This is a genomic window from Erythrobacter sp. W36 (assembly GCF_057364935.1).
On the sequence record NZ_CP200281.1, the window covers coordinates 2,268,277 to 2,290,225 of the forward strand.

The following is a 21,949-nucleotide window of genomic DNA, read 5'->3' on the forward strand; positions in this document are numbered from 1 at the left end:
CTTGGTAAAACCTTAAGGTTGCGTATGGCACCTTGCAGATGGACCAACCTTTCCGATATTGCACACCATGATGACTGACACTCTGCTTCTCACCCTCAGCGATGCGACCACACCTCTATGGCTCCCGCCATTGTCGGCTGGCGATGACGGTGCAGGCGGCAATGATAGCGATGATGGGTCGGATAGCGAAGTTGGTGTCGCGACCAAAACCCGCACAAAGCCGAAGAAACCCAGCCAATACAAAGTGCTGCTGCTGAACGATGACTACACCCCGATGGAATTCGTGGTGATGGTGCTGAAGCGCTTCTTCTCAATGGATTTGGAACAAGCGACGCGGGTGATGCTGCATGTGCATCAAAAGGGCGTCGGCGTGTGCGGTATCTTCCCCTATGAAGTGGCCGAGACAAAGGTCAATCAGGTGATGGATTTTGCCAAGCAGAACCAGCATCCGCTGCAATGCACGCTCGAAAAAGCGTGAGTTCAGCGAAGCCCTTTAAGCGCGCAGCCCGCTAAGCCGGTGAGGCAGCCCCACCATCCCCAGCCCAATCCCGTCGGTGAAAATCAGGAAAGCGTGTGGGATTACCCGCGCCCGGCGATTGCGGAGCCGACCACCCGCCGGATCGCTATCATGCACCGCGGTGTCACATTGGCCGATACGACGGCGGCTTTCCGCACGCTCGAGACCAGCCACCCGCCGACCTATTACCTGCCGCAAGCAGACATTGCGATGGAGCATTTCAGCCCCAATCCGCGCCGCTCGCTATGCGAGTGGAAGGGGCAGGCAAACTATTGGGATGTCACCATCAGCGATGAGCGCCTGGAGGCGGCAGCATGGTGCTACCCTTCGCCCACGCCCGCATTTGAGACAATCGCGGGCTATCTCGCCTTCTATCCAGACTTCTTCGACCAGTGCCTGGTCGATGGCGAGCAGATCACGCCGCAGCCCGGCGGATTTTATGGCGGCTGGATCAGCCAATATGAGGCCAAGCCCGTTCAAAGGCATCCCCGGCAGCCGCTTCTGGTGAGCGTGCTTTCGCTAAAGCAGGTCCCGCTGCCACGCCTGGTCAGTCAGAAGCCATACATCCACCGCGCTTACGCATACGGCAGATGACCCCGGTCAAAAACCTCGCTATGGGCCTTGATAAGACACCGCTTCGCCCGGGCGATTGCCCCCGCGAACGCCCCGCGCAACCTTTGGATGTGAAAGCCAGCTAAGCTCCCGTGCTCAACGCTTTTCCCAGTATTGACCGATATATCTTCCGGCTGGTGGTGTTTCCAATGCTGGGCGTGTTTGCCCTCGCCGCTTCGCTGCTGATGCTCGACAAAATGCTGCGATTGTTCGATTTCGTCGCGGTAGAAGGCGGCCCGATCGGCGTTGTTTTCAAGATGCTGGGCGCGCTGATCCCGGAATATGCCAGCCTTGCGATCCCACTGGGCTTGCTGCTCGGCATTCTGCTCGCTTTCCGAAAGCTCGCGACCTCTAGCGAGCTCGATGTGATGCGCGCCGTCGGCCTCAGCTATTGGCGGCTACTGCGCGTTCCCTATGCGATCACTTGCGTTCTGGTGGCGATCAATGTCGCGCTGGTGTTCTATGTCCAGCCGATCAGCCGGTATTATTACGAGCAGATGGAATTTGAGCTGCGCTCTGGCGCGCTCGGCGCATCGATCAAGGTTGGCGAATTCAACACTCTGGCCGACCGTATGGCCTTGCGAATTGAGGAAAGCGAAGACGAAGGGCGGCGCTTGATCGGCATCTTTGCTCGCGTCTCCAATTCGCAGGATCAAGTTCTGTCGATCAGCGCGCGTGAAGGCGCATTTCTGGCGACTAGCGATGATCCCAACACCATCATCCTGCGCCTGTCGGAAGGCACCATCGTCCAAGACACAGGCAGCGAGACCCCGCGTGTCCTATCCTTCAGCCGCCATGACCTGCCGATAGACCTGCCCGCGATTGAGGAATTTCGCGCGCGCGGCGATGCGGAGCGAGAATATATCCTGCCCGAATTGCTCAGGATCGGGTGGTCGGATGACAATGTCGCGGAGCTCGACCGCGACGCCAGCCAGGCGAGCTTTCACTTCCGATTGGTGGAGGTGGTGATGATGTTCCTGATGCCGCTGCTGGCGGTGGCATTGGCGATCCCGCCCAAACGATCGACCAGCGCGCTGGGCGTGTTCGTCTCGATCGTGATGGTGGTCGCCTATCACAAGATCAATCAGTACGGCGAAGACATCGCGACATTGGGGCGGATTGATCCGATCATCGCCCTGTGGGGCCCGTTTGTGGTGTTCGCCGCGCTGATCCTGTGGATGTATTACCGCGTTGCCCATGTGCCCGGCGGGCAAGCGATTGGCGCGCTGGAAACCGGCACGGCCAAAATTGGCAAGGGACTGCGCAAGCTGTTTGACCGGCGCAAGCCGCATCGGCTGCGCGGGCCCGATCCTGACCCGCAACCATCGCCAGCGGAATAGGCAGGGTATAGCCTCACTATGCAGCTCGACTTTTTCCCCTCGCGCACCCTCACGCTCTATCTGGCGAAGATGTTCATCGTGCGAATCCTTGCGGTCCTGGTGATGCTGGTGCTGGTGCTGATGATGCTCGACCTGCTGTCGAACAGCGGCGACATTCTGGCGGTGCCCGGCAATGGCGATAGCGAAGTTTGGAAATATGCCAGCCTGCGCATTCCTCAGCTGATCTCGCGCTTCCTGCCCTATTCCGTGCTGCTCGCGACGCTGATCACATTGGTCACGCTCAACCAGAACAGCGAGGTCGTGGCGATGAAAGCCGCTGGCCTGTCTGCGCACCAAGTCCTCTCACCCCTGCTGCTCACAGCCGCACTGGTATCGGTCATCAGCTTCGGCTTTCACGACCGCGTCGTGACCCGCGCAACCGCCACTCTCAAAGCGTGGGAGGCGGCCGATTATGGCCCGGTCCCAGAGGCGTCCAACGTGAAGGCCAACGTCTACCTCACCGACGGCTCCAGCATACTGTCCGCCGCTAGCCTCAGCGGCACGGGCGAGCAAATCACCATGACCAATGTCACTTGGTATGAACGTGCGCCCGGCGGGATCATCCGCCAGCAGGTCCGCGCCCCGCGCGCCGTCTATGCCAGCCCGGGCTGGAAGCTGGAGAATCCTGTTCGTTTTGAAGTCGGCAGCGCAGACAGCCAGCCACTCGACAGCCTGACCGTCGGGACAGGTATCTCGCCTGAGCGGATTGGTTTGGAATCGGTCGATCCAGAGGCGCTGTCTTTCTTTGAACTGTCCGAGACAATCGACGCCTATGAGGCAGCCGGTCGGCGCACCTCAGAAATGAAGGCCAAGTGGTGGCACAAATTGTCTGGGCCATTGTCGGCGTTTCTGATGCCGCTGCTGGGCGCAATCGCCGCCTTTGGCCTCGCCCGATCAGGGCAATTGTTCGTGCGCGCGATCATCGGCATGGGTCTGGGCTTTGCCTATTTCGTGGTCGACAATGCCGCACTGGCGATGGGCAGCTTTGGCGGGTATCCGCCCTTCCTCGCTGCATGGGCGCCGTTTTTCCTGTTCTTCCTTGTGGGTGAAACTGTCCTCATTCGGACCGAGGAATGAGCGGGTTTTCCATTCGCCTCTCGCGAAAAGAGGATGCTGAACACTTCTTTCGTGTCGAAGACGATGCGGCGGAACTGCTAAGACAGGCGCCCGAGCTTGAGGGCATTCCGATCCCGCCTACATCCAGCATCGAGCACCACATCAAAGCGATAGCGCATGGACGCTCACTCACCGCGGTGGCTGGGGAAGAGATTGTCGGCTTTGCTGAGGCGGGCCCCGTCCGCAGGGAACTGCATTTGCACGAGCTCAGCGTATCGCGAAAACACCAACGGAAAGGGATTGGTGCAACCCTGCTCGGCGCTTTGAAGATTGATGCTCGCAATTCCGGCTTCAGAGCGATCACGCTCAATACGTTTCGTGAAATTGCATGGAATGCGCCATTTTACGCGCGGCATGGTTTCGTCGAGGTAGAGAACTTTGAAGGGCGTCCGCATTTGGCTGAATCGCTTGAGGGTGCCGTCGCTTTGGGCATTCCTGCCGAGAGCCGCTGCGCAATGATCCATTTCCTCGATTGATCGGGCCGCGCGGCGGCGGATGCGCCCTCGCAGCAACGCTCTGCCGCAAGCCGGTTTGAACACGCCTGCCTTCCCGCCTAGGCTTCGCGCCAAGCCTTGGGAGGACAAATATGAAGTGCATTCAACTTATCGGCGCATTGGGCGCGGCCGCGCTGCTGTCAGCCTGCGGCAATCGCAGCGATGAAACCGCTGAGGCCTCGCGCGAGTTGATCCCGCTAGAGGATGTCGATGCGCCCACCGATGAAGAGATGGCCCTCGGCGCTAGCGCAGAGGATGCGGTGGATGGCAGCGATGGGAGCGGCAGTAGCGATGACGCCGCATCAGGCCTCAACATTACCAGCGGGCCAGATTACGGCGGGGACGCAGCGAGCGGTTCTGACACAATGACCCGCGGCGAAAGCTCGCAAGCCATCGATCCCAATACGTCCAAATTGATCAAGGCCGACCCAGCGCAGTAAGCCGAGCCAAGTCCGCTCAGCGCATCATAGTGCTGCGCGCGATCCGGCCCACTAGCGGCAGCAAGCCGGGATGGTTGGCGCCGGAATAGGTTGAGCCTGCGCCAAACTCCGCCGCCAAGCGCCGGTGCGCCTCTGGCAGGTCGTGATAGGGCATAGACGGCATCAGGTGGTGCAGCGCGTGATAGCGCAGGCCAACAGGGGCCCAAACCTCCGCAATTGGACCGGGCGGCGGGACATTCACACTGTCGAGAAACTGGGCGGTCACCGTCATCGGCTCGCCCTCATTCTCCCACAAATGCGCCACCAAAGTGCGCAGCTGGTTGAGTACCGCCGTCAGCGACAGGATCGCCAGCGCGATCAGCAGCGGCCGCCAGCCGAGAAACTGTGTGCTGGCGAGCAGCGCCCATGACCAGACGAACACGCCCGCCTCTTGCCATTTCACCTGGCGAGACAGCTCACCCTTGGGCGGCTTGCGGCGGAAATCGGGATTGATCGACAGCGCGGAAAACCGCTCCCACACAAAGGTGCGAACCGGCGGGATAATCGCGCCCAATGGCACCAGAATTGCCGCGCGCACGATCAGAGCAATCGGCGCGAGAAACGCGACCAACACAAAGGCGGGCAAGCTCCACGGCTTCATCAGCGCCAGTGGAAGATATTCAGGATCTTCAATCGTGCCATAGCGCGTGCGGGTGTGGTGGATCGTGTGCACGCCCTCATACATAAAGCTGGGGGTCAGCAGCGGAATGCCGACCAGCAGGTTCCAGCCCTTGCGAAATCCCGGCAGCGCATCACGGTGGATATGGGTGAGCTCGTGAATGAACATCAGCGAGCGGTAAAGCGCCAAGGCCGCGACCAGACCGAACAGGATTGAAAGCGCCAAATTGCCAGACAGGATCGCGCCTGCGATGCCAGCATATCCGACACCGGTCGAAATCAGCATATCAGGCCAGTAAACCCCAGCGCGCGCTTCGCCCAAATCCTTGGTCAGATCGCGCGCCGCGCGCAGCATATCTTTGTCATCGCTCGTCTGGAACTGCGCGCGCGTGGGCACACCAGCGGTCTCGCCAGGCGCGCCCTTAGCAGGGACAAGAGGTTGCTCAATCATCGTCATAACGGTGCTTTCAATTCCGCCATTTAGGCGATCTTACCGGCGAGGACAAACGCATCCTGTTGGCAAGAGTGATCGATTCTCTTGCGCGTTGGCCGCTGCCGGGACAAACAGACGCCTTGGCAATGGACTGAACAAGGCGATCTGCGTGACCAATACGCAAATAAGCATCGAAGCGGTAACCGACAAGCGCGGACGGGCGCAATTCGTTGATTTGGGACGCGAATTTGCAGCATCTGTAGCGCACCACGTCCCGCAATTGCGTTCCGAATTGCTGGAACTGATCAATCCGGACAAAAACCCGTTTTTCAAGCACGGTAAGGCGCAATTGTTCATTGCCCACCGCGATGGAAAAATGGTCGGGCGCATTTCCGCGCAGATCGATGAGCTGGCGTTGGCCATGCCCGCCGAGCAGGGGTTTGGCCTGGGAACCGGCATGTTCGGATATTTCGACGCGGCTGACGAACAGGTGGGATCGGCGCTGCTGGAAAAGGCGCAAAGCTGGCTGGCGAAGCAAGGCATGACGCGCGTGCTCGGCCCCATCTCTATGGCCATGTGGGAGGAGCCCGGACTGTTGGTAAGCGGCCATGACCATGCGCCGATGATCATGATGGGCCATCATCCCGCGCATTATCAAGGCTGGATCGAAGGCGCAGGCTACACCCGCGCCAAGACGCTCTACACCTATGATCTCGACATCACGAAAGACTTCCCACCGCTGGTGCAGCGGATCGTGAAATCGGGCAAGCGCAACGAGCGGATCACCATTCGCCGCGTCGACAAATCCAATTGGGACCGGGACGCAGGGATCGTGCTGTCGATCCTCAATGATGCCTGGTCAGACAATTGGGGCTTCACCCCCTTCACTCCTGAAGAGGTCGCCTATGCGGGCAAGAAGCTGAAGACGATCATCTTTGAACCGCTCAATATGATCGCCGAGGTCGAGGGCAAGCCGGTGGCCTTCATGCTGACCTTTCCGGACATCAATGATGTGCTGGACAAGATCGATGGCAAGCTGCTGCCGTTTGGCTGGTTCCACATGCTGCGCTGGCTGCGCGGGCCGCGGGGCTCGGGTATGCGGGTGCCGCTAATGGGCGTCCTAAAAGAGGTGCAGAACTCGCGGCTGGCGAGCCAGCTGGCGTTTATGATGATCAACGAGATCCGCGAAAGCGCCTACACCACCTTTGCCTCCAAGCGGGCGGAGATCGGCTGGATCCTAGAAGACAATCAGGGAATGGTCGCGATCGCCGACACGATCCAGGCTCAGATCAACCGCGAATATGCGATCTATGAAAAGCCGCTGGTGTAGGGTCTAGCCGGCGCATTGCACCTTGCAGACTGTAACGGATGCGCCAATCTGTTCGTAAGACCATTTGTCGCTATCTCGTTCAGCCAAGGGTGAAGCATGCTCTCATTTAGCAAAGGCAAAACCGCACCAGCCCGCCTGCCCCGGCGCGTTCTGGTGGTTGAAGATCATGCAGAGCATGGCCGCGTGTTGGAGGAAGCATTAATCCACGAAGGCGTGGACGAGGTGAATATTTGCCCCTCGACCGCATGCTCGCTGGAGCGGCTGCGGTCTGGATCGTTCGATGCGATCATTCTCGATGTGCATCTGGCCGACAGTGACATGGGCTGGGAAATTGCAGAACTGGTCGATGCGGTGGGCGGCGATGCGACCCGGATCATTTTTCAAACCGATGATCCCACCGAAATCCCGCCTGCGATCCAGAAACTCGGCCCTGTCCTCACCAAACCCTATGGCCCTGATGACCTCATCGCGATGCTGAAGACGGCGCCGCGCAAAGGTATGTTTGATCGGTTCCGCCGCAAGAGCTGATCCCAGCAAGGCTCTGGCCCGATACGAAAAAAGGCCTCCACTCGGGTGAGTGAAGGCCTTGGGATCGTATCACCAACCGCTTGGACGGGAGGGGGTCTCGGCGGTGATACAGACAAAATGCACCGCCCAAGTTCTGGTTCCCGCTGACTTCAAAATTTTTTCGATTATTTGACTCCATATCGGAGCAAACCGAGGTTGGCCTTTGCTTAGGCTGCCCTGACAAGATGTACTGCGTCTGCATGACGCCCGTTGCAACCAAGAAGAGGCGCGCCGCGTAACTGTAAGCAAGCTATAGAATAGGCGCTCCAAATCGTTATAGGGATGCGCACATCCTCGAATGAAAGCGAACCAATGCCACTTGGCCAAGACATTGCTACCAACCTTCCTTACTTGCGGCGCTATGCCCGGGCGCTGACCGGCGCGCAGGCCACAGGCGATGCGTTCGTGCGCGCCACATTGGAAGCGGCGCTGGCAGATGAGACGCTGAAAAAGTCGCTCGAAGGCGGCCGGGTCGCTTTGTACGCAGCCTTCAACAAGGTCTGGTCGAGCGCCTACATGGAAGTCGCCAATGACGAAGCGCCCGCTGGTGAGCATGAGGCAGCGGCCAAAGCGCGGCTGGATGCGATCACTCCGCTCAATCGTCAGGCCTTGTTGCTGACCACTCTGGAAGACTTCACCCCTGCGCAAGCAGCTCAAATCATGGAGCTGGAACCGGCCGACGTCGAAAAGCTGGTGCAAGAGGCGGTGAGTGAAATTGACCGTGAGACCAGCACAGACGTGCTGATCATCGAAGACGAGCCGCTGATCTCAATGCAGCTTGAGGATCTCGTCAAATCGCTGGGCCATACGATCTGCGGAACAGCCGCCACGCGCACGCAAGCGCGCGAGATCATCGCGGAAAAAACACCGGGATTGGTGCTGGCCGATATTCAATTGGCCGATGGCTCATCGGGTCTTGATGCCGTCGATGACATTCTGGCGATTGGCGATGTGCCGGTGATCTTCATCACTGCCTATCCCGAGCGCCTGCTGACCGGCGACCGGCCAGAGCCGACCTATCTGGTAACCAAGCCATTTGAGGAACGGACCGTTAGCGCAGCGGTCAGCCAGGCTTTGTTCTTCGGCTCCAGCAAACCGCTCGACTAAGTTTCTAAAAGGCAGCGAGCAGGCAATCAGCCCTCTGGTTGATCGCGCAATTGAAACTCGCCTGCGGGTCGCACGGGTACGCGCAGGGCGCAGCGCACCCCGGCGGTGTCGAATTGCAGCTCGACTGGATGGCGCAATTCGTGAGCGACGATCTTTTGAATGAGCTCAGTGCCAAAGCCGCGCCCGCGCGCCTCGCTCACCTCTGGTCCGCCCGCCTCCAGCCATTCCACCTCGGCCAAGTCCGGCTCTATCAATGACCATATGATCGACACCCGGCCCGCATCAGCGCTCAGCGCGCCATATTTGGCCGCATTGGTGGCAAGCTCGTGGATCGCCTGACCAAACGTCAGCGCATCATTGGGGGCAAGCTCCACATCCGGCCCCTCGATCTCAATTTCGTGCTCTCTCGCGGCGCTCACGTGCGCCAGCTCTGCTTTAACAACAGAGGCGATCGGCGTGGTTCCCCATTCCGAATTGGTCAGCAAATCATGGGTTGCGGACAGAGCTCTGATCCGGCCAGCGAGCCCTTCCGCAAAATCATCGAGGTTGTCCGCTCGGCGCCGCGTCAACGACAGCAGTGAAAGGACATTTGCGAGCGTATTCTTCACGCGGTGGTTAAGCTCACGGGTGAGCGAATTGCGGATCGAATGCTGCTCTTCGAAGAATTCAAGGCGCGCATTGTCCTTCGCCATTTGCCGGGTCAGGATTCGGGCGAGCGCGGCAAGCAAGGCGGCCACCGATAGGCCGAGCAGCAGGGTGACCACAGACAATGGGGTCAGCAAGGCAGGCGTCGGCGCGGCCACCTCCAAGCGCATGGTGCGATTGGCAATCTGGACCGGGTTTTCCATCACATCTTTGCTGGATGCGGTGGAGGTGCGCTCTGCGAGCAATGCGGCCTGATCCCCCATCCTGTCAAACAGGCGCACGGCCAGATCGTTCTCATCCGCCAAATCAAGCGCCGATGACAGAAACATATTCGCATTGAACGCGCGGTGGACGAAGCTCTGCGGCTGGGCTGCATCCCCATCGCCGACCGGCATGACAATCACGAAGGCTGGCACCTCGCCGCCATCGGGGCCAGCGATCATCAACCTGCCAGAAGCCGAAGGAGCGCCGCTGGCCTGGACCGCCGCCAGAGTTTCTTGCAGCGCAGGGCTTGCTTGTTCATCGCCATCGCCAGCATCGGTCAGAGGCATCCAGTCCATTGGCCCTGCCCCAGGCACTTCAAAATCACCCTCCATCTCGGCGCTGAATTGCTGCAATAGGTCGGGCTTGGCCTGGCCGCTGCTCGACAGCACCACCGCGCCTGCGTGCATGTAAGACACGGCAATATTGGCCTCATGGCTCAGTTCAGAGGCGATGGACGATGCGATTTTGCGGGTTTTCAAGCTCTCGCTGTGACGCGCGCTCGCTTCAATCGCGAACACGCTGAGCAAAGTGATCGCAGAAATGGCGATGAAGATAAGTGCGGGCACGGCGCTCGGATAGGCAATCAGCCATTGCCGAATTCCTCCGAGTGATACCGTGTATTTTTGTTTAGATGCCTTTGCGTGCATCAGTCCAAGCTCTTATGTGTCAGTGGCAAGGGAACAATACATAGGCCGTATCGTTCCCAAATTGATACGTAGTAATGCCGCCGATATGGCGGAACATGCCGGTGCCTTTCGCCTGCTGTGGAGTATATCAGGATCAATTATGGCCTCGGGTAAAGAAACATCGCCGACTGACGCAGCGGCGCAAAACACAAAAAGCGCGAAAGCTGCGGACCAGCCGCAATGGGCCGACGGGCTTAAACAGCTGTACGATTCCGTGGTCGAAGAACCGCTGCCTGACAGCTTTAAGGACCTGTTGTCTCAGCTGGACGCCGCCGACGCAGATGATGCCAACCAGAACGGGAATGGCTAATGTCGGTCGAGACCCGCAGCGCCTCTGAGAAAGCCGACTTTAAGCGCGAGCTAACCGAGGTTGTGCCGCATTTGCGCGCCTTTGCGCGCGGCCTGTGCGGCCGTCCGGATATGGCCGATGATCTGGTTCAGGAAACTCTGCTGAAGGCATGGGCTGCGCAGGAGCGGTTTGAGCCCGGCACATCCATGCGCGCATGGACCTTTGTAATCCTGCGCAATGCCTATCTCACCGATATGCGGCGCAACCGTTTTCGCGGCGATTATGATGAGACGGTGGCAGAACGGATTTTGACTGCGCCCGCCGGACAGGAGGAACCGATCCACCTGTCTGACATGCACCGCGCGCTGCTGACGCTGCCGCCCGAACGGCGCGAGGCTCTGCTGCTCGTTGGCGCAGGCGGGTTCTCTTACGAGGAAGCGGCACAAATCTGCGGATGCGCCGTAGGCACGATTAAGAGCCGCGTGGGCCGCGCCCGCTCCACGCTCAATGACATGTTGGCGGAGGGCAATATCCCGCAGCGCTCAATCGGGGATGAGACCGCGCACCGCGCCATCCTTGAAGAACTGGACGATGTTGCCGCTGGCAATGGCGAGACCGCGAAGATCGACTAATTCCGGCGCATTGTTTGCGTCTGCCCCGCTCGCGGCTAACGGCCTAAAATCTCAACTTCGCACATCCGGCGCTTGGCGCGGCTTTGCAGTCCTGCAATAAGGCCAGCAACCAGCTGGAATTGCCTGAAATGACGAGCGAAACACCCGATCCAAACGCGAGCGAGCCGAGCGCCACCCCTGCGTCCAGCAGGCGGCTGGCCTTTGCCGAGCAGGAAGTGCGTCTGGTGTCGGCGCTGGTCTTGCTCATCGGGATTGGCCTGTTCCTCGCCCTGCCATTTGTTCTATCGATTGGTTCGGTGGTGTTCTTGCCGCTGGTCACAGCGATCTTGCTCACCATCCTGCTGTCGCCGCTGGCGGATAGAATGGCGCGGATCGGCCTGCCTAATGTGCTTGCATCCTTGGGCTCATTACTAGCGTTCTTAGCCGTCGTGCTGCTCGCGCTCGCGCTGGTGCTTCAGCCTGCCCTCGCCCTGTTCGACACGCTGCCTGCCATTACCGAGCAAGTGGGTGCGCGCTTTGCCGAGCTGCGCGATCAGTTCGAATGGCTCGCCATCATCAACCGCGAACTGGGCGAATTGCTGGGCGAATCTGGCACCCGCGAAGTCGTGCTCGCTACCCCAACCCTGCTCGAACAGATCGCTTGGTCGACGCCCAGCGTGCTGATCGAGGTCTTGATCACTTTGTTGATGACCTTCTTCATGATCGAGGCGCGCGTGCGGCTGAGGCGGCATTTGCTGTTTGATCGCTCCAACTTCGGCTCCAGCGTCAAGGCCGCGAGGGTCCTGCGCGAGGTGCAGGACCGGGTCGCCGCCTATATTCTCACTGTTGGCTTCATCAACGCGTGTGTCGGTGTGGTGGTCGCGCTCGGCGCATGGGCGCTGGGTGTGGAGGCGCCGATCATGTGGGGAGGGCTCGCCGCGATCCTCAATTTCGTGCCCTATATCGGGCCAATCGCCATGGCCGCTCTGCTTGGCATGTTCGGCATCGGCACGGCAGACACAGTGTTTCTCGGACTGGTCCCGGTCACCGCGTACATCGTGCTGCACACGGTTGAGGCGAATGTCGTCACCCCATCAATCCTAGGCGCGCGCTTCACCATGAACCCGGTGATGATCTTGCTCGCGCTGTCCTATTTCACGTGGATCTGGGGCGTGCCGGGCGCGCTGCTATCGGTGCCAATTCTGCTGACGCTCACCGCTCTGTTCGACCATATCGGCCGCCCCAATCTGATCGGCTTTGTGTTTGGCGAACCTCTGTTTGGCAGCGAGCTGTTCAACCGCGGGCTTGAAGAGGAAGCCGACCCAGCGGGCTAACCTCACAAGCCTTCAATCCTTCGAACGGTCGACCGTACTGGTGACGGCCACATTCATCGTGACATTGGCCAAAGTGCGCATGATATCGGGCAGCATTTCCACCGCTACCAGCAAAGCCAGCGGCTCTATCGGCACGCCCATAGCGAGCGCAATCGGGCCAATCGACACCACAAAGCTGATCGATCCGGGCAGGCTGACAGAGCCGATGGAGATGATCACCGCCACGCCAATACCGATCAGCATCAGCGGCCAGGACACCTCGATCCCCGCAAGGCTGGCGACATAGAGCGCGACCGCCATATTCATCGCCACGCTGGTCGCTCGGAAAATCGCCACCGCCAGCGGTAGCACAAACTCGCTGGTGTCCTCCCGCAAGTTCAGACGCGCCGCGCTGTCGAGCATGGCTGGCAGGCTGGCGAGCGAGCTTTGGGTTGAGACCGCGACCGCCTGGGCAGGCAGCACCGCCTTGGCAAAGCGCAGCGGGCTGATCCCGCCCAGCGCCCACGCCATCAAATAGGCCAGCACCAGAATGAAACCACCCATTGCGGAGACGACCAGAATGTAATGCGCCAGCGTCGCAAAGGCACCGCCGCCGCTTTTGAGGCCCACTCCAAAGGCGAGAGCAAACACGCCGAGCGGCGCGATCCACAGCACCCAGCCGATGATCATCAGCATAGTGTTGGCCAGCGCATGGAAAAGGCCGAGCATTCGCTCGCTCTGATCCTTGGGCAGGCGTGTGACGGCGACCGCAAACAGAGCGAAGAATATGGTGAGCGGCAGCATTGCCGTTTCCGCCGCCGCTGCGATGATATTGGGCGCGATTAAAGACGCGAGGAACTCGAGCACGCCGGGCACTTGCTGCTCGCCATCCGGAACAGCGGCCAAAAATCCGCTCGCGCTGTCAGGGATAGGCAAGGCGCCAAGCACAATCGGCATCATTAGGGCGGTGAACAATCCGCCCGCAATCAGCACCGCAAAGACAAGCGCCAAGAACCGCCGCGCCGCCGCGCCCGCGCGCGCCGCCTCGGCCATTTGCGCAATGCCAAGCACCAGCAGCGCCGCAACCAGCGGGATGATCGTCATTTGCAGCGCTCGCAGCCACAGGCTTCCCATGAGCGCGATGATTTGCTGCAGCCAATCAGCGATCCCGCCGCCCGCCAGCACCATACCCAGCAGCAAGCCTGCGACCAGCCCAGCAAATGTCAGCGCCACCGGCAGACGGATAGAGGCCAGCTCATAACGCTGCCCGCTCGTGGCTGCCGCGCTTTGGCGTTCAACTTCGCTCAAATTCTGTCCCCTTTGGGCCTTGCGCCCTTCCATTCGTGCGATAACCGCGCCAGAAGCGCCTGACAAATCGGCTTTTGCCCCGCGCGTAATCGCAGCGGCGCTTTCATGGAGAGAACAGAAACAGCCATGGCACGCAAATTCTTTGGCACAGACGGCATCCGTGGCCGCACGAACAGCGATGTGATGACATCGCAAATGGCGATGAAAGTGGGACAGGCAGCGGGCGCTCACTTCATGCGCGGCAAGCACCGCCACCGGGTTGTGATCGGCAAGGATACGCGCCTGTCCGGCTATATGATTGAAAGCGCTCTGGTCGCAGGCTTCACCAGTGTCGGCATGGACGTGATCATGACCGGCCCGATCCCGACCCCGGCGATTGCGCTGCTGACCCGCGAAATGCGCGCTGATCTGGGCGTGATGATTTCTGCCAGCCACAACCCTTATGAAGACAATGGCGTCAAATTGTTCGGCCCAGACGGCTTTAAACTGTCTGACGAGGACGAAATGCAGATCGAGAAGCTGCTGGATATGGAGCCCGCGCTGGTCGATGCCTCACAAATTGGGCGCGCCCGGCGGATCGAGGATGCGCGCGGGCGCTATATCCACGCGGTCAAGCAATCGGTCTCTGACGCGGTAAGCTTTGACGGGCTGAAGGTCGTGGTCGATTGCGCCAATGGCGCGGCCTATGAAGTGGCTCCATCGGCGATTTGGGAGCTGGGCGCTCAAGTCATCACGGTCGGCGTTGACCCCAATGGCACCAATATCAATGACGGCGTCGGCTCCACCGCGATTGAAGCACTGCAGGCTAAAGTCGTTGAAGAGCAGGCCCATATTGGCATCGCTTTGGATGGCGATGCAGACCGACTGATTGTCGTGGACGAGAAAGGCCGCGCGGTCGATGGCGACCAGATTATGGCTCTCATCGCAACTCGCATGCACGAAAAGGGCGCGCTGACCGGCGGCGGCGTGGTCGCAACCGTTATGTCCAACCTGGGATTGGAGCGGCATCTCCGGTCGCACGGCCTCACGCTGGAGCGGACCAAGGTTGGTGATCGCTATGTGCTGGAGCGCATGAAACAGGGCGGCTTCAATGTCGGCGGTGAGCAATCGGGCCATATGATCTTGCTCGATCACGCCACCACTGGCGATGGTACGGTCGCCGCGCTGCGCGTACTCGCCAGTCTGGTGCGCGCGGACAAGCCCGCCAGCGAGCTGCTGCATGTGTTCGACCCGGTTCCGCAATTGCTCAAGAATGTGCGCTATTCTGGCGGTAAGCCGCTTGAGAACGACGCCGTCAAACAGGTGATCAGCGAGGCTGAAGCAGAGCTGGAGGGCAAAGGCCGCCTCGTCATCCGCCCATCCGGCACCGAGCCGGTGATCCGCGTGATGGCCGAGGGCGATGATAGCGCCCAAGTCGAGGCCGTGGTGGACCGCATTTGCGACGCCGTGCGCGCCGCCGCATAGGCCTCAGCTGAGAGGGAAAAGACCATGCTGGAAATGCGCCCCGATTGCGAGAAATGCGGCACCGATCTGCCTGCCGAAGCACCCGGTGCGTTCATCTGCAGCTTTGAATGCACGTTCTGCGCGGAATGCGCGGACGCGCAGGATGATCAATGCCCCAATTGCGGCGGCGAATTGATGGACCGACCCACCCGCGCCAAGGCTCTGCAAGAGAAATATCCGCCCAGCACGGAGCGCAAGTTTAAAGGATGAGCGAGAACGCACCGCATGCCCCGCCGCGCATTTTGGCGATTGCCGGGTCCGATTGCTCTGGCGGCGCGGGCATTCAGGCCGATATCAAAACCATCACCATGCTGGGCGGCTATGCGATGACCGCGATTACCGCCGCAACCGCGCAAAACAGCGTGGGTGTGCAAGCGATCATGCCGCTGTCTGGGGACTTTGTCGCCAAGCAGATCACCAGCTGCATCAACGACATCGGCGTCGATGCGATCAAGATCGGCATGCTGCATGACGCCGACATTATCGCCCATGTGGCAGGCGCGCTGGAGCTGGTCGACAGCCTGGTGCCCGTGGTGCTGGACCCGGTTATGGTCGCAACCTCCGGGGCGACCCTGATCGCAGATGAGGCAATTGAGATCATGCGCGAGCGGTTGTTCCCGCGCGCGACAATCATCACTCCAAACTTGCCGGAGCTTGAGCATCTGGTTCGCCGCAATCTTGGCGATACGCGCCTGATCGAAGGCGCAGCCGAAGAGCTGATCCGGGCCCATGGCTGCGACGTGCTGGCCAAAGGCGGGCACACAGAGGATGCGCGCATTATCGATATACTGGTGCGCTCTGGCGAAGTGCCCAAACACTTTGCCCAAGCTAAGATCGAAACCCCCACACGCATGGCACAGGCTGCACTTTGTCATCCGCCATTGCGGTGCTGCTGGGCCACGGCCAGCCGCTCCAAAACGCGGTCCGACTGGGCCAAAGCTTTGTGAGGCAGGCAATCGAAGCCGCGCCAGGGTACGGCCTTGGCAATGGGCCGCTCGGCCATCAGGCGGTGCGCAGCCTATGATGGAGCCGGTCATCCGAGTGGATGGCCAAGGCGCTGACCCATTGCGTGGCCACGTGCGGATTGATTGGCCAAAGGCTCTCTGGAACGCTGGCATGCTTTGTGGCACCGTGGCTGCGCTGTTCATGGCAAGCCTACCCGCAATCGCACTGTTCCTTGGGCTCACCTATTTCACGCTGCTGATCGGTCACAGCGTCGGTATGCATCGGATGATGATCCACCGGACATTCAGAGCGCCCAAATGGCTCGCCAGAACGTTGATCTACATCGGCACCATCGTCGGCGTTTCCGGCCCATCCGGGATCATCCGTATTCATGACACCAGAGATTGGGCGCAGCGCGAGCCGCACTGCCACGACTTCTTCGCGCATCGCCGCTCATTGGCAAAAGATCTCGCGTGGAACCTGTTTTGCAAATTTGAATTTGAGCGCCCACCCGAGGTGACAATTGAGCCGGAAATCGCTGAAGATCGCTTCTACAAAATGCTCGATGCGACATGGCGATTGCACCAAATCCCGCTCGCCATCGCACTCTATTGGATTGGCGGCTGGGCCTTCCTCCTCTGGGGCATATGCGCCCGCGTGTTTGTGAGCACGGCAGGTCATTGGACCATCACCTACTTCTGCCACAACCCCGGCCCGGGCCGCTGGCTGGTGCGCGATGCGGGCATTCAAGCCTCCAACCTGCCGGGCCTTGGCCTGCTTACCTATGGCGAGTGCTGGCACAACAATCACCACGCTTTTCCCGAGTCCGCCCGGATCGGTATTGAGCCGGGACAGGCCGATCCAGGCTGGTGGGTGATCGCCAATTTGGAGCGCCTGGGCCTAGCCCATGAGGTTGGAGCCCCGCGCGAGCACGACCGCCGCGAAGACTTGGTTGAACGAAATAGTGTGTGATGCGCTGCTTATAGGCAGCAACACCCCTAGCGTTTAAGCTCGTAAAAGTCGGAGATATGCGACCACGCCTCATCGGCCGTTTCGCACCAGTGGAACAGCTCGAGGTCTTTCTTCGAAATCGTGCCTTCCTCGGCGATCGCTTCGAAATTGACCACCCGGTTCCAGAAATCCTTGCCAAACAGCAGGATCGGAATGGGCTGCATCTTGCCGGTCTGGATCAGGGTCAGCAGCTCAAAGAACTCATCAAATGTGCCGAACCCGCCCGGGAACACCGCAACCGCCCGCGCGCGCATCAAGAAGTGCATTTTGCGCAGCGCGAAATAGTGAAAATTGAGGCTGAGATAGGGCGTCACATAGGAATTGGGCGCTTGCTCATGCGGCAAAATGATATTCAGCCCGATCGACTCGGCCCCGGCATCCGAAGCGCCGCGATTGGCCGCTTCCATAATCGACGGGCCGCCGCCAGAGCACACGACAAACTGCCGCTTGCCGTCTTCAACGATCCCTTTTTCCGAGACCATTTTTGCCAGCTTGTGCGCCTCGGTGTAATATTTCGACTTGGCCGCCAGGCTGGCAGCGACCTTTTGCTCGTATTCGCTGCCGTTCTTGGCCGCCTCAACCTTCGCATCCGCTTCTTCAGGTGAAGGAATTCGGGCCGATCCGTACATCACCAGAGTGGAGCCAACGCGCGCCTCGTCCAGCAGCATTTCCGGCTTCAAGAGTTCCAGCTGGAAACGCACCGGGCGCAGCTCATCGCGCAGCATGAAATCGACGTCGCGAAACGCCAGCTTATAGGCGGGATGCTCGGTCTGAGGTGTGTGGTCAGGCGCTTCTTCGGCGAAGCGGGTTTCCTGCTCGGCGCGGTAAAACTTGCGATCTGTGAGGTCTTTTTCAGTCATATCAACGCCCTTAGGCGCACAGCCAAGCGCGGGCAAGGACAACGCCGGTCCGATTTGGGTGATGCACCTCGCGCCGCGCCGCTTGCTCTAAGGCGCGCTATCCGTTAGTTTTCTTTTCAGGTCCTCGCGAGAACACGCGCGCGAGAGGAAAAGAAAGAGTTGAGTATGGCGGATCTGTCTCCGCCGGACGGTTTTAAAAAGGCTGGCAGAAAAAGGGGACGCAAGTCCGGTAAAGTAGCCGATTTTCGCTACAAACGCGCCCACCAGCCCAATGAAAGCAGTCACCCCGCCCATGGTCGGCCGGGTGCACATTCACGCGGTAAAAACGCGGGCGGACGCTCGCATCGCCCCAATGAAGCCTACGCGGCGCTCGACCTTGGCACCAACAATTGCCGGCTACTTATCGCGCGCCCTTCGGGCAAGGATTTCACCGTCATCGACGCGTTCAGCCGGGTGGTGAAACTGGGCGAGGATCTCGCCAGCACTGGCCGCTTATCTGATGAGGCGATGGACCGCGCGCTGGGCGCTCTGTCGATTTGCGCGGACAAGCTGCGCCGCCGCAAGGTGCGGCTTGCGCGCTCAGTTGCGACAGAGGCCTGCCGCAGGGCCCGCAATGGTGCGGATTTCATCGAACGCGTGCGGCAGGAAACCGGTATCGTGCTCGACATTATCAGTGCGGAAGAAGAGGCGCGGCTCGCGGTGCTGGGTTGCCATATCCTGCTGGAGCAAGGCCACGGGCCCGCGGTCATCTTCGACATTGGCGGCGGGTCTACCGAACTGGTTCTGCTGGAGCCGGGCGGCAAAGTCCCGCGCATCATTGACTGGCAAAGCGTGCCCTGGGGCGTTGTCTCGCTAACCGATACGGTCGGGCGCGGCGCGAACACTGACGAGGGCCGGGCCGAGCGCTATGCAGAAATGCGCCGCCGCGTGTCCGAAAGCTTCGCCCCCTTTGCCAAGCGCGTCAGCGAGGCCGCCGCGCATGAGGACATCCGCCTGCTCGGGACCAGCGGCACGGTGACGACGCTCGCCAGCCTGCATCTTGAGCTGCCGCATTATGATCGCAAGGCGGTCGACGGGCTGATCGTGCCATCACGCTCTATGCGCGACATCAGCACCCGGCTTTCGACCATGTCGCCGGAGGAGCGCAGCGAGCTGCCCTGTATCGGCAATGACCGGGCCGATCTGGTGGTTGCGGGATGCGCGATCCTAGAATCGATCCTCGACCTATGGCCGGCAAGCTGCCTTGGCGTGGCGGACCGGGGCATTCGCGAGGGCATTTTGCGCAGCCTGATGGCAGCCGAACGCGACGGAGAACGCTGTATGCGCGCGCTTCAAAAACTGCGCGCGGGCGAGGCGCCTGCTGCTGGCGGCGACGCCAAGAGCGGCGGGCAATAGGCGATGACACGCTCTGGCCGCGACCCCGAAAAACGGGTCCGAAAATCGCGCAAGCGCACCGCATCATCGACCCGCTGGCTCGAACGTCAGCTGAACGATCCTTATGTCAAAAAGGCCAAGGCCGACGGCTATCGCAGCCGCGCGGCCTATAAGCTGATTGAGCTCGACGAGCGCTTTGGCTTGATCCGGGGCGCCAAGCGCGTTGTTGATTTGGGGATTGCGCCGGGCGGCTGGGCGCAGGTGGTGCGCAAGCAAGCCCCGCGCGCCGCGATCGTCGGGATTGATCTGCTACCAACCGAACCGATTGAGGGCGTCGCGATCCTAGAGATGGATTTCATGGCCGATCACGCGCCCGCTGCTTTGCAAGCGGAGCTCGACGGGAAGCCCGATTTGGTGATGTCGGATATGGCCGCCAATACGGTGGGTCATAAACAGACCGACCATTTGCGCACGATGGGCCTGGTCGAGGCGGCGGCGTGGTTCGCCACGGAGAACCTGGAAGAAGGCGGCACCTTCATTGCCAAGGTGCTGGCAGGCGGCACGGACACCGATTTGCTCAACCTGCTCAAAAAGCATTTCAAGAGCGTCAAGCACGCCAAACCCCCGGCGAGCCGCAAGGGGTCATCGGAATGGTATGTGGTGGCTCAGGGATTTAAGCCCGGCGTGGAGGCCGACTAACGTCTGATAAGAAAGGACGGCACCTCGCCGCCCGGCATTGCGCTAGGCGCTTATTCTGCGGCTGCTTCTTCAGTTTCAGCAGCGGCGTCTTGCTCAGCTTCCGCCTCTGCCACTTCGCCTGCTTCACCTTCGGCGGCGTCTTCACCGCTGTCTTCAGCAACCGCTTCGACATAGGCTGGAACCGGCAGGCCTGAACCAAGCGAGTTCATGTAAACCGCAACAGCAGCGCGGTCTTCAATCTTCGACAGGCCAGCAAAGCTCATCTTGGTGCCATCGGCAAAGCCCCGCGGGCTCTTCAGCCAGGCATCCATCGTATCCCAATCCCACACGCCATCTTTGCCTGACAGCGCAGCACTGTACGCGAATCCAGGGACGTGCTTACCGATTGGCTGACCCATGATGTCATAGAGATTCGGACCAACACCGTTTGCCCCGCCTTGGTCAACCGTGTGACAGGCCGAGCATTTGGCGAACACTTGCGCGCCCTTTTCGACAGTGGTCTCCGCCATGTTGAGCGCTTCAGCCATGGTCATCTCAGCCGCAGCGGCTTCGACCACCACGCCTTCGATCTCATAGCCCAATTGCTCCGGACGCTCCGGATTGTCGGAGTGGAAATACTTCCCGCTCAGAATCGAGAAGCCCAGCGCGATAATGCCTGCAAACAGCACCCAGCCAGCGGCGGTGTTAAAACGATCATCCATGGTGAATTGAGATCCGGTAATCTTGCTATTGTCAAAGTTGGGGTCGCTCTAATGACCGATCCCCGTTGGTGCAAGAGTGATAGCAGCATTACGCATTGCAGCAAATGCAAGCGGGCCCAACAGCGAGCTTGCGAGTGGGCCGCTCCCTCTTTAGCAAGCGTGGCTCTATGCACAGTTTTCCCGCTCCTGCCCTCGCCATTGTTGAAACCATGCGCGCCGCCGCCGCCAAGCAGCCGGAGCGCGCAATCGCATTTCAAGGATCGCCGGGGGCCAATTCGCACCGCGCCGCGACCGAGGCAGCAGGTGACTATCTGCCGCTGCCCTGTTTCAGCTTTGAAGATGCGCTGGAGGCGATGAAAGATGGGCGGGCTGCGCGCGCGATCATACCGATTGAAAACTCCCAGCATGGCCGCGTGGCCGACATTCATTTCCTGCTGCCGGAAAGCGGCCTGTCGATTGTTGGCGAGTATTTCATGCCGATCAATCACGCGCTGATGGGGCTTGGCACCGGACCGTTTGAGGCCGCCTACAGCCACCCGCAAGCGCTTGGCCAATCACGCTTTTTCCTGCGTGAGCGCGGCATTGTCCCGCTGAGCTATGCCGACACGGCAGGCGCGGCTGCCTTTGTTTCAGAGCGCGGCGATCCCAAGCTGGGCGCGATTGCCCCGGCGATTGCAGCCGAGCTTTACGGTCTCGAAATCGCGCAGCACAATGTCGAAGACAGCGCGGACAATATGACCCGCTTTGTGATTCTCGCTGAGGCTCCGGAAATCGACGAAGCGCTGGAGGGCAGCGAGGCGATCACGACCTTTGTGTTCGAGGTCAAAAACATCCCCGCTGCGCTGTATAAAGCGATGGGCGGGTTTGCGACCAACGGCGTCAATATGACCAAGCTGGAAAGCTACCAAAAGGGCACAAGCTTTTCCGCCACCGCCTTTTACGCCGATATTCTGGGCGCGCCGGGCGATCCGGCGGTGGACCGGGCACTGGAAGAACTTGCGTTTCATTCCAAAGAATTGCGGATTTTGGGCACCTATAAACAGGGCCGCGCGCGCCAAATTACTTAGGCGATTCGCTAAATTGGCGCC

The 21,949-nt window shown here is 60.2% G+C and carries 23 protein-coding genes and 1 pseudogene; 19 read left to right on the top strand and 5 right to left on the bottom strand.

Annotated features, from left to right (window positions below; genetic code table 11):
• Positions 1 to 70: 70 nt before the first annotated feature.
• The 6 genes from clpS to AC0V6U_RS10990 all read left to right on the top strand — a co-directional run bounded on the left by clpS (position 71) and on the right by AC0V6U_RS10990 (position 4,558).
• Positions 71 to 478 (top strand): ATP-dependent Clp protease adapter ClpS, encoded by a 408-nt coding sequence (gene clpS / locus AC0V6U_RS10965; RefSeq protein ID WP_472645754.1) that lies wholly within the window; start codon positions 71 to 73, stop codon positions 476 to 478.
• A 39-nt stretch (positions 479 to 517) separates the two neighbouring features.
• Positions 518 to 1,111 carry a DUF427 domain-containing protein gene (locus AC0V6U_RS10970; protein WP_472643206.1) on the top strand — a complete coding sequence of 198 codons (594 nt, stop codon included), beginning with the start codon at positions 518 to 520 and terminating at the stop codon, positions 1,109 to 1,111.
• A gap of 110 nt (positions 1,112 to 1,221) precedes the next feature.
• A complete protein-coding gene (gene lptF, locus AC0V6U_RS10975) occupies positions 1,222 to 2,469 on the top strand; it encodes an LPS export ABC transporter permease LptF (RefSeq protein ID WP_472639719.1) in 1,248 nt (415 codons plus the stop codon).
• A gap of 18 nt (positions 2,470 to 2,487) precedes the next feature.
• On the top strand, positions 2,488 to 3,585 hold the full coding sequence (gene lptG, locus AC0V6U_RS10980; RefSeq protein WP_472643207.1) for an LPS export ABC transporter permease LptG: 1,098 nt from the start codon (positions 2,488 to 2,490) through the stop codon (positions 3,583 to 3,585).
• On the top strand, positions 3,582 to 4,100 hold the full coding sequence (locus tag AC0V6U_RS10985) for a GNAT family N-acetyltransferase (protein ID WP_472643208.1): 519 nt from the start codon (positions 3,582 to 3,584) through the stop codon (positions 4,098 to 4,100). The genes lptG and AC0V6U_RS10985 overlap by 4 nt, the downstream gene beginning before the upstream one ends.
• 110 nt (positions 4,101 to 4,210) lie before the next feature.
• Positions 4,211 to 4,558: a hypothetical protein gene (locus AC0V6U_RS10990; RefSeq protein WP_472643209.1), complete on the top strand. Its 348-nt coding sequence runs from the start codon at positions 4,211 to 4,213 to the stop codon at positions 4,556 to 4,558.
• 16 nt (positions 4,559 to 4,574) lie between these two features.
• Here AC0V6U_RS10990 and AC0V6U_RS10995 read toward each other — a convergent pair whose 3' ends face one another.
• Positions 4,575 to 5,666 carry a fatty acid desaturase family protein gene (locus tag AC0V6U_RS10995; RefSeq protein ID WP_472643210.1) on the bottom strand — a complete coding sequence of 364 codons (1,092 nt, stop codon included), beginning with the start codon at positions 5,664 to 5,666 and terminating at the stop codon, positions 4,575 to 4,577.
• A gap of 151 nt (positions 5,667 to 5,817) precedes the next feature.
• On the opposite strand from AC0V6U_RS10995, the gene AC0V6U_RS11000 reads away from it, so the two are divergent.
• The 3 genes from AC0V6U_RS11000 to AC0V6U_RS11010 all read left to right on the top strand — a co-directional run bounded on the left by AC0V6U_RS11000 (position 5,818) and on the right by AC0V6U_RS11010 (position 8,652).
• Positions 5,818 to 6,978, top strand: a complete 1,161-nt coding sequence (locus AC0V6U_RS11000) for an N-acetyltransferase (protein WP_472643211.1) — start codon at positions 5,818 to 5,820, stop codon at positions 6,976 to 6,978.
• A 96-nt stretch (positions 6,979 to 7,074) separates the two neighbouring features.
• Positions 7,075 to 7,506 carry a response regulator gene (locus AC0V6U_RS11005; RefSeq protein WP_472643212.1) on the top strand — a complete coding sequence of 144 codons (432 nt, stop codon included), beginning with the start codon at positions 7,075 to 7,077 and terminating at the stop codon, positions 7,504 to 7,506.
• A 351-nt stretch (positions 7,507 to 7,857) separates the two neighbouring features.
• Positions 7,858 to 8,652, top strand: coding sequence for a response regulator (locus AC0V6U_RS11010; protein WP_472643213.1), 795 nt, complete (start codon positions 7,858 to 7,860; stop codon positions 8,650 to 8,652).
• Positions 8,653 to 8,678: 26 nt separating this feature from the next.
• On the opposite strand, the gene AC0V6U_RS11015 is transcribed toward AC0V6U_RS11010, so the two are convergent.
• Positions 8,679 to 10,208 carry an HWE histidine kinase domain-containing protein gene (locus tag AC0V6U_RS11015; RefSeq protein WP_486169465.1) on the bottom strand — a complete coding sequence of 510 codons (1,530 nt, stop codon included), beginning with the start codon at positions 10,206 to 10,208 and terminating at the stop codon, positions 8,679 to 8,681.
• Positions 10,209 to 10,347: 139 nt separating this feature from the next.
• Between AC0V6U_RS11015 and AC0V6U_RS11020 the strand changes: the two genes are divergently transcribed.
• From AC0V6U_RS11020 to AC0V6U_RS11030, 3 genes are all read left to right on the top strand, one after another.
• Positions 10,348 to 10,557 (top strand): NepR family anti-sigma factor, encoded by a 210-nt coding sequence (locus tag AC0V6U_RS11020; RefSeq protein WP_472643215.1) that lies wholly within the window; start codon positions 10,348 to 10,350, stop codon positions 10,555 to 10,557.
• On the top strand, positions 10,557 to 11,168 hold the full coding sequence (locus AC0V6U_RS11025; RefSeq protein ID WP_472643216.1) for a sigma-70 family RNA polymerase sigma factor: 612 nt from the start codon (positions 10,557 to 10,559) through the stop codon (positions 11,166 to 11,168). Before AC0V6U_RS11020 ends, AC0V6U_RS11025 begins: the two co-directional genes overlap by 1 nt.
• A gap of 128 nt (positions 11,169 to 11,296) precedes the next feature.
• The gene (locus AC0V6U_RS11030; protein ID WP_472643217.1) at positions 11,297 to 12,481 is read left to right on the top strand and encodes an AI-2E family transporter; all 1,185 of its coding nucleotides are present in this window, start codon (positions 11,297 to 11,299) and stop codon (positions 12,479 to 12,481) included.
• 12 nt (positions 12,482 to 12,493) lie between these two features.
• On the opposite strand, the gene AC0V6U_RS11035 is transcribed toward AC0V6U_RS11030, so the two are convergent.
• On the bottom strand, positions 12,494 to 13,768 hold the full coding sequence (locus tag AC0V6U_RS11035; RefSeq protein WP_472643218.1) for a dicarboxylate/amino acid:cation symporter: 1,275 nt from the start codon (positions 13,766 to 13,768) through the stop codon (positions 12,494 to 12,496).
• Positions 13,769 to 13,894: 126 nt separating this feature from the next.
• Between AC0V6U_RS11035 and glmM the strand changes: the two genes are divergently transcribed.
• The 4 genes and pseudogenes from glmM to AC0V6U_RS11055 all read left to right on the top strand — a co-directional run bounded on the left by glmM (position 13,895) and on the right by AC0V6U_RS11055 (position 17,188).
• The gene (gene glmM / locus AC0V6U_RS11040; protein WP_472643219.1) at positions 13,895 to 15,232 is read left to right on the top strand and encodes a phosphoglucosamine mutase; all 1,338 of its coding nucleotides are present in this window, start codon (positions 13,895 to 13,897) and stop codon (positions 15,230 to 15,232) included.
• A 24-nt stretch (positions 15,233 to 15,256) separates the two neighbouring features.
• Complete coding sequence (locus AC0V6U_RS11045) at positions 15,257 to 15,481, top strand: DUF1272 domain-containing protein (protein ID WP_472643220.1); 225 nt, start codon at positions 15,257 to 15,259, stop codon at positions 15,479 to 15,481.
• A pseudogene (gene thiD / locus AC0V6U_RS11050) lies at positions 15,478 to 16,295 on the top strand (bifunctional hydroxymethylpyrimidine kinase/phosphomethylpyrimidine kinase). The gene AC0V6U_RS11045 and the pseudogene thiD overlap by 4 nt, the downstream one beginning before the upstream one ends.
• Positions 16,292 to 17,188, top strand: a complete 897-nt coding sequence (locus tag AC0V6U_RS11055; protein ID WP_472643221.1) for an acyl-CoA desaturase — start codon at positions 16,292 to 16,294, stop codon at positions 17,186 to 17,188. The pseudogene thiD and the gene AC0V6U_RS11055 overlap by 4 nt, the downstream one beginning before the upstream one ends.
• 26 nt (positions 17,189 to 17,214) lie before the next feature.
• On the opposite strand, the gene AC0V6U_RS11060 is transcribed toward AC0V6U_RS11055, so the two are convergent.
• Positions 17,215 to 18,087, bottom strand: coding sequence for an LOG family protein (locus tag AC0V6U_RS11060; RefSeq protein ID WP_472643222.1), 873 nt, complete (start codon positions 18,085 to 18,087; stop codon positions 17,215 to 17,217).
• A gap of 165 nt (positions 18,088 to 18,252) precedes the next feature.
• Here AC0V6U_RS11060 and AC0V6U_RS11065 point away from each other — a divergent pair, with 165 nt between their 5' ends.
• Complete coding sequence (locus AC0V6U_RS11065) at positions 18,253 to 19,482, top strand: Ppx/GppA phosphatase family protein (protein ID WP_472643223.1); 1,230 nt, start codon at positions 18,253 to 18,255, stop codon at positions 19,480 to 19,482.
• A gap of 3 nt (positions 19,483 to 19,485) precedes the next feature.
• Positions 19,486 to 20,160, top strand: a complete 675-nt coding sequence (locus tag AC0V6U_RS11070; protein ID WP_472643224.1) for an RlmE family RNA methyltransferase — start codon at positions 19,486 to 19,488, stop codon at positions 20,158 to 20,160.
• 50 nt (positions 20,161 to 20,210) lie between these two features.
• On the opposite strand, the gene AC0V6U_RS11075 is transcribed toward AC0V6U_RS11070, so the two are convergent.
• Positions 20,211 to 20,861, bottom strand: a complete 651-nt coding sequence (locus AC0V6U_RS11075) for a c-type cytochrome (protein ID WP_472643225.1) — start codon at positions 20,859 to 20,861, stop codon at positions 20,211 to 20,213.
• Between the two features lie 167 nt (positions 20,862 to 21,028).
• On the opposite strand from AC0V6U_RS11075, the gene AC0V6U_RS11080 reads away from it, so the two are divergent.
• Positions 21,029 to 21,928 carry a prephenate dehydratase gene (locus AC0V6U_RS11080; protein ID WP_472643226.1) on the top strand — a complete coding sequence of 300 codons (900 nt, stop codon included), beginning with the start codon at positions 21,029 to 21,031 and terminating at the stop codon, positions 21,926 to 21,928.
• Positions 21,929 to 21,949: the final 21 nt, after the last annotated feature.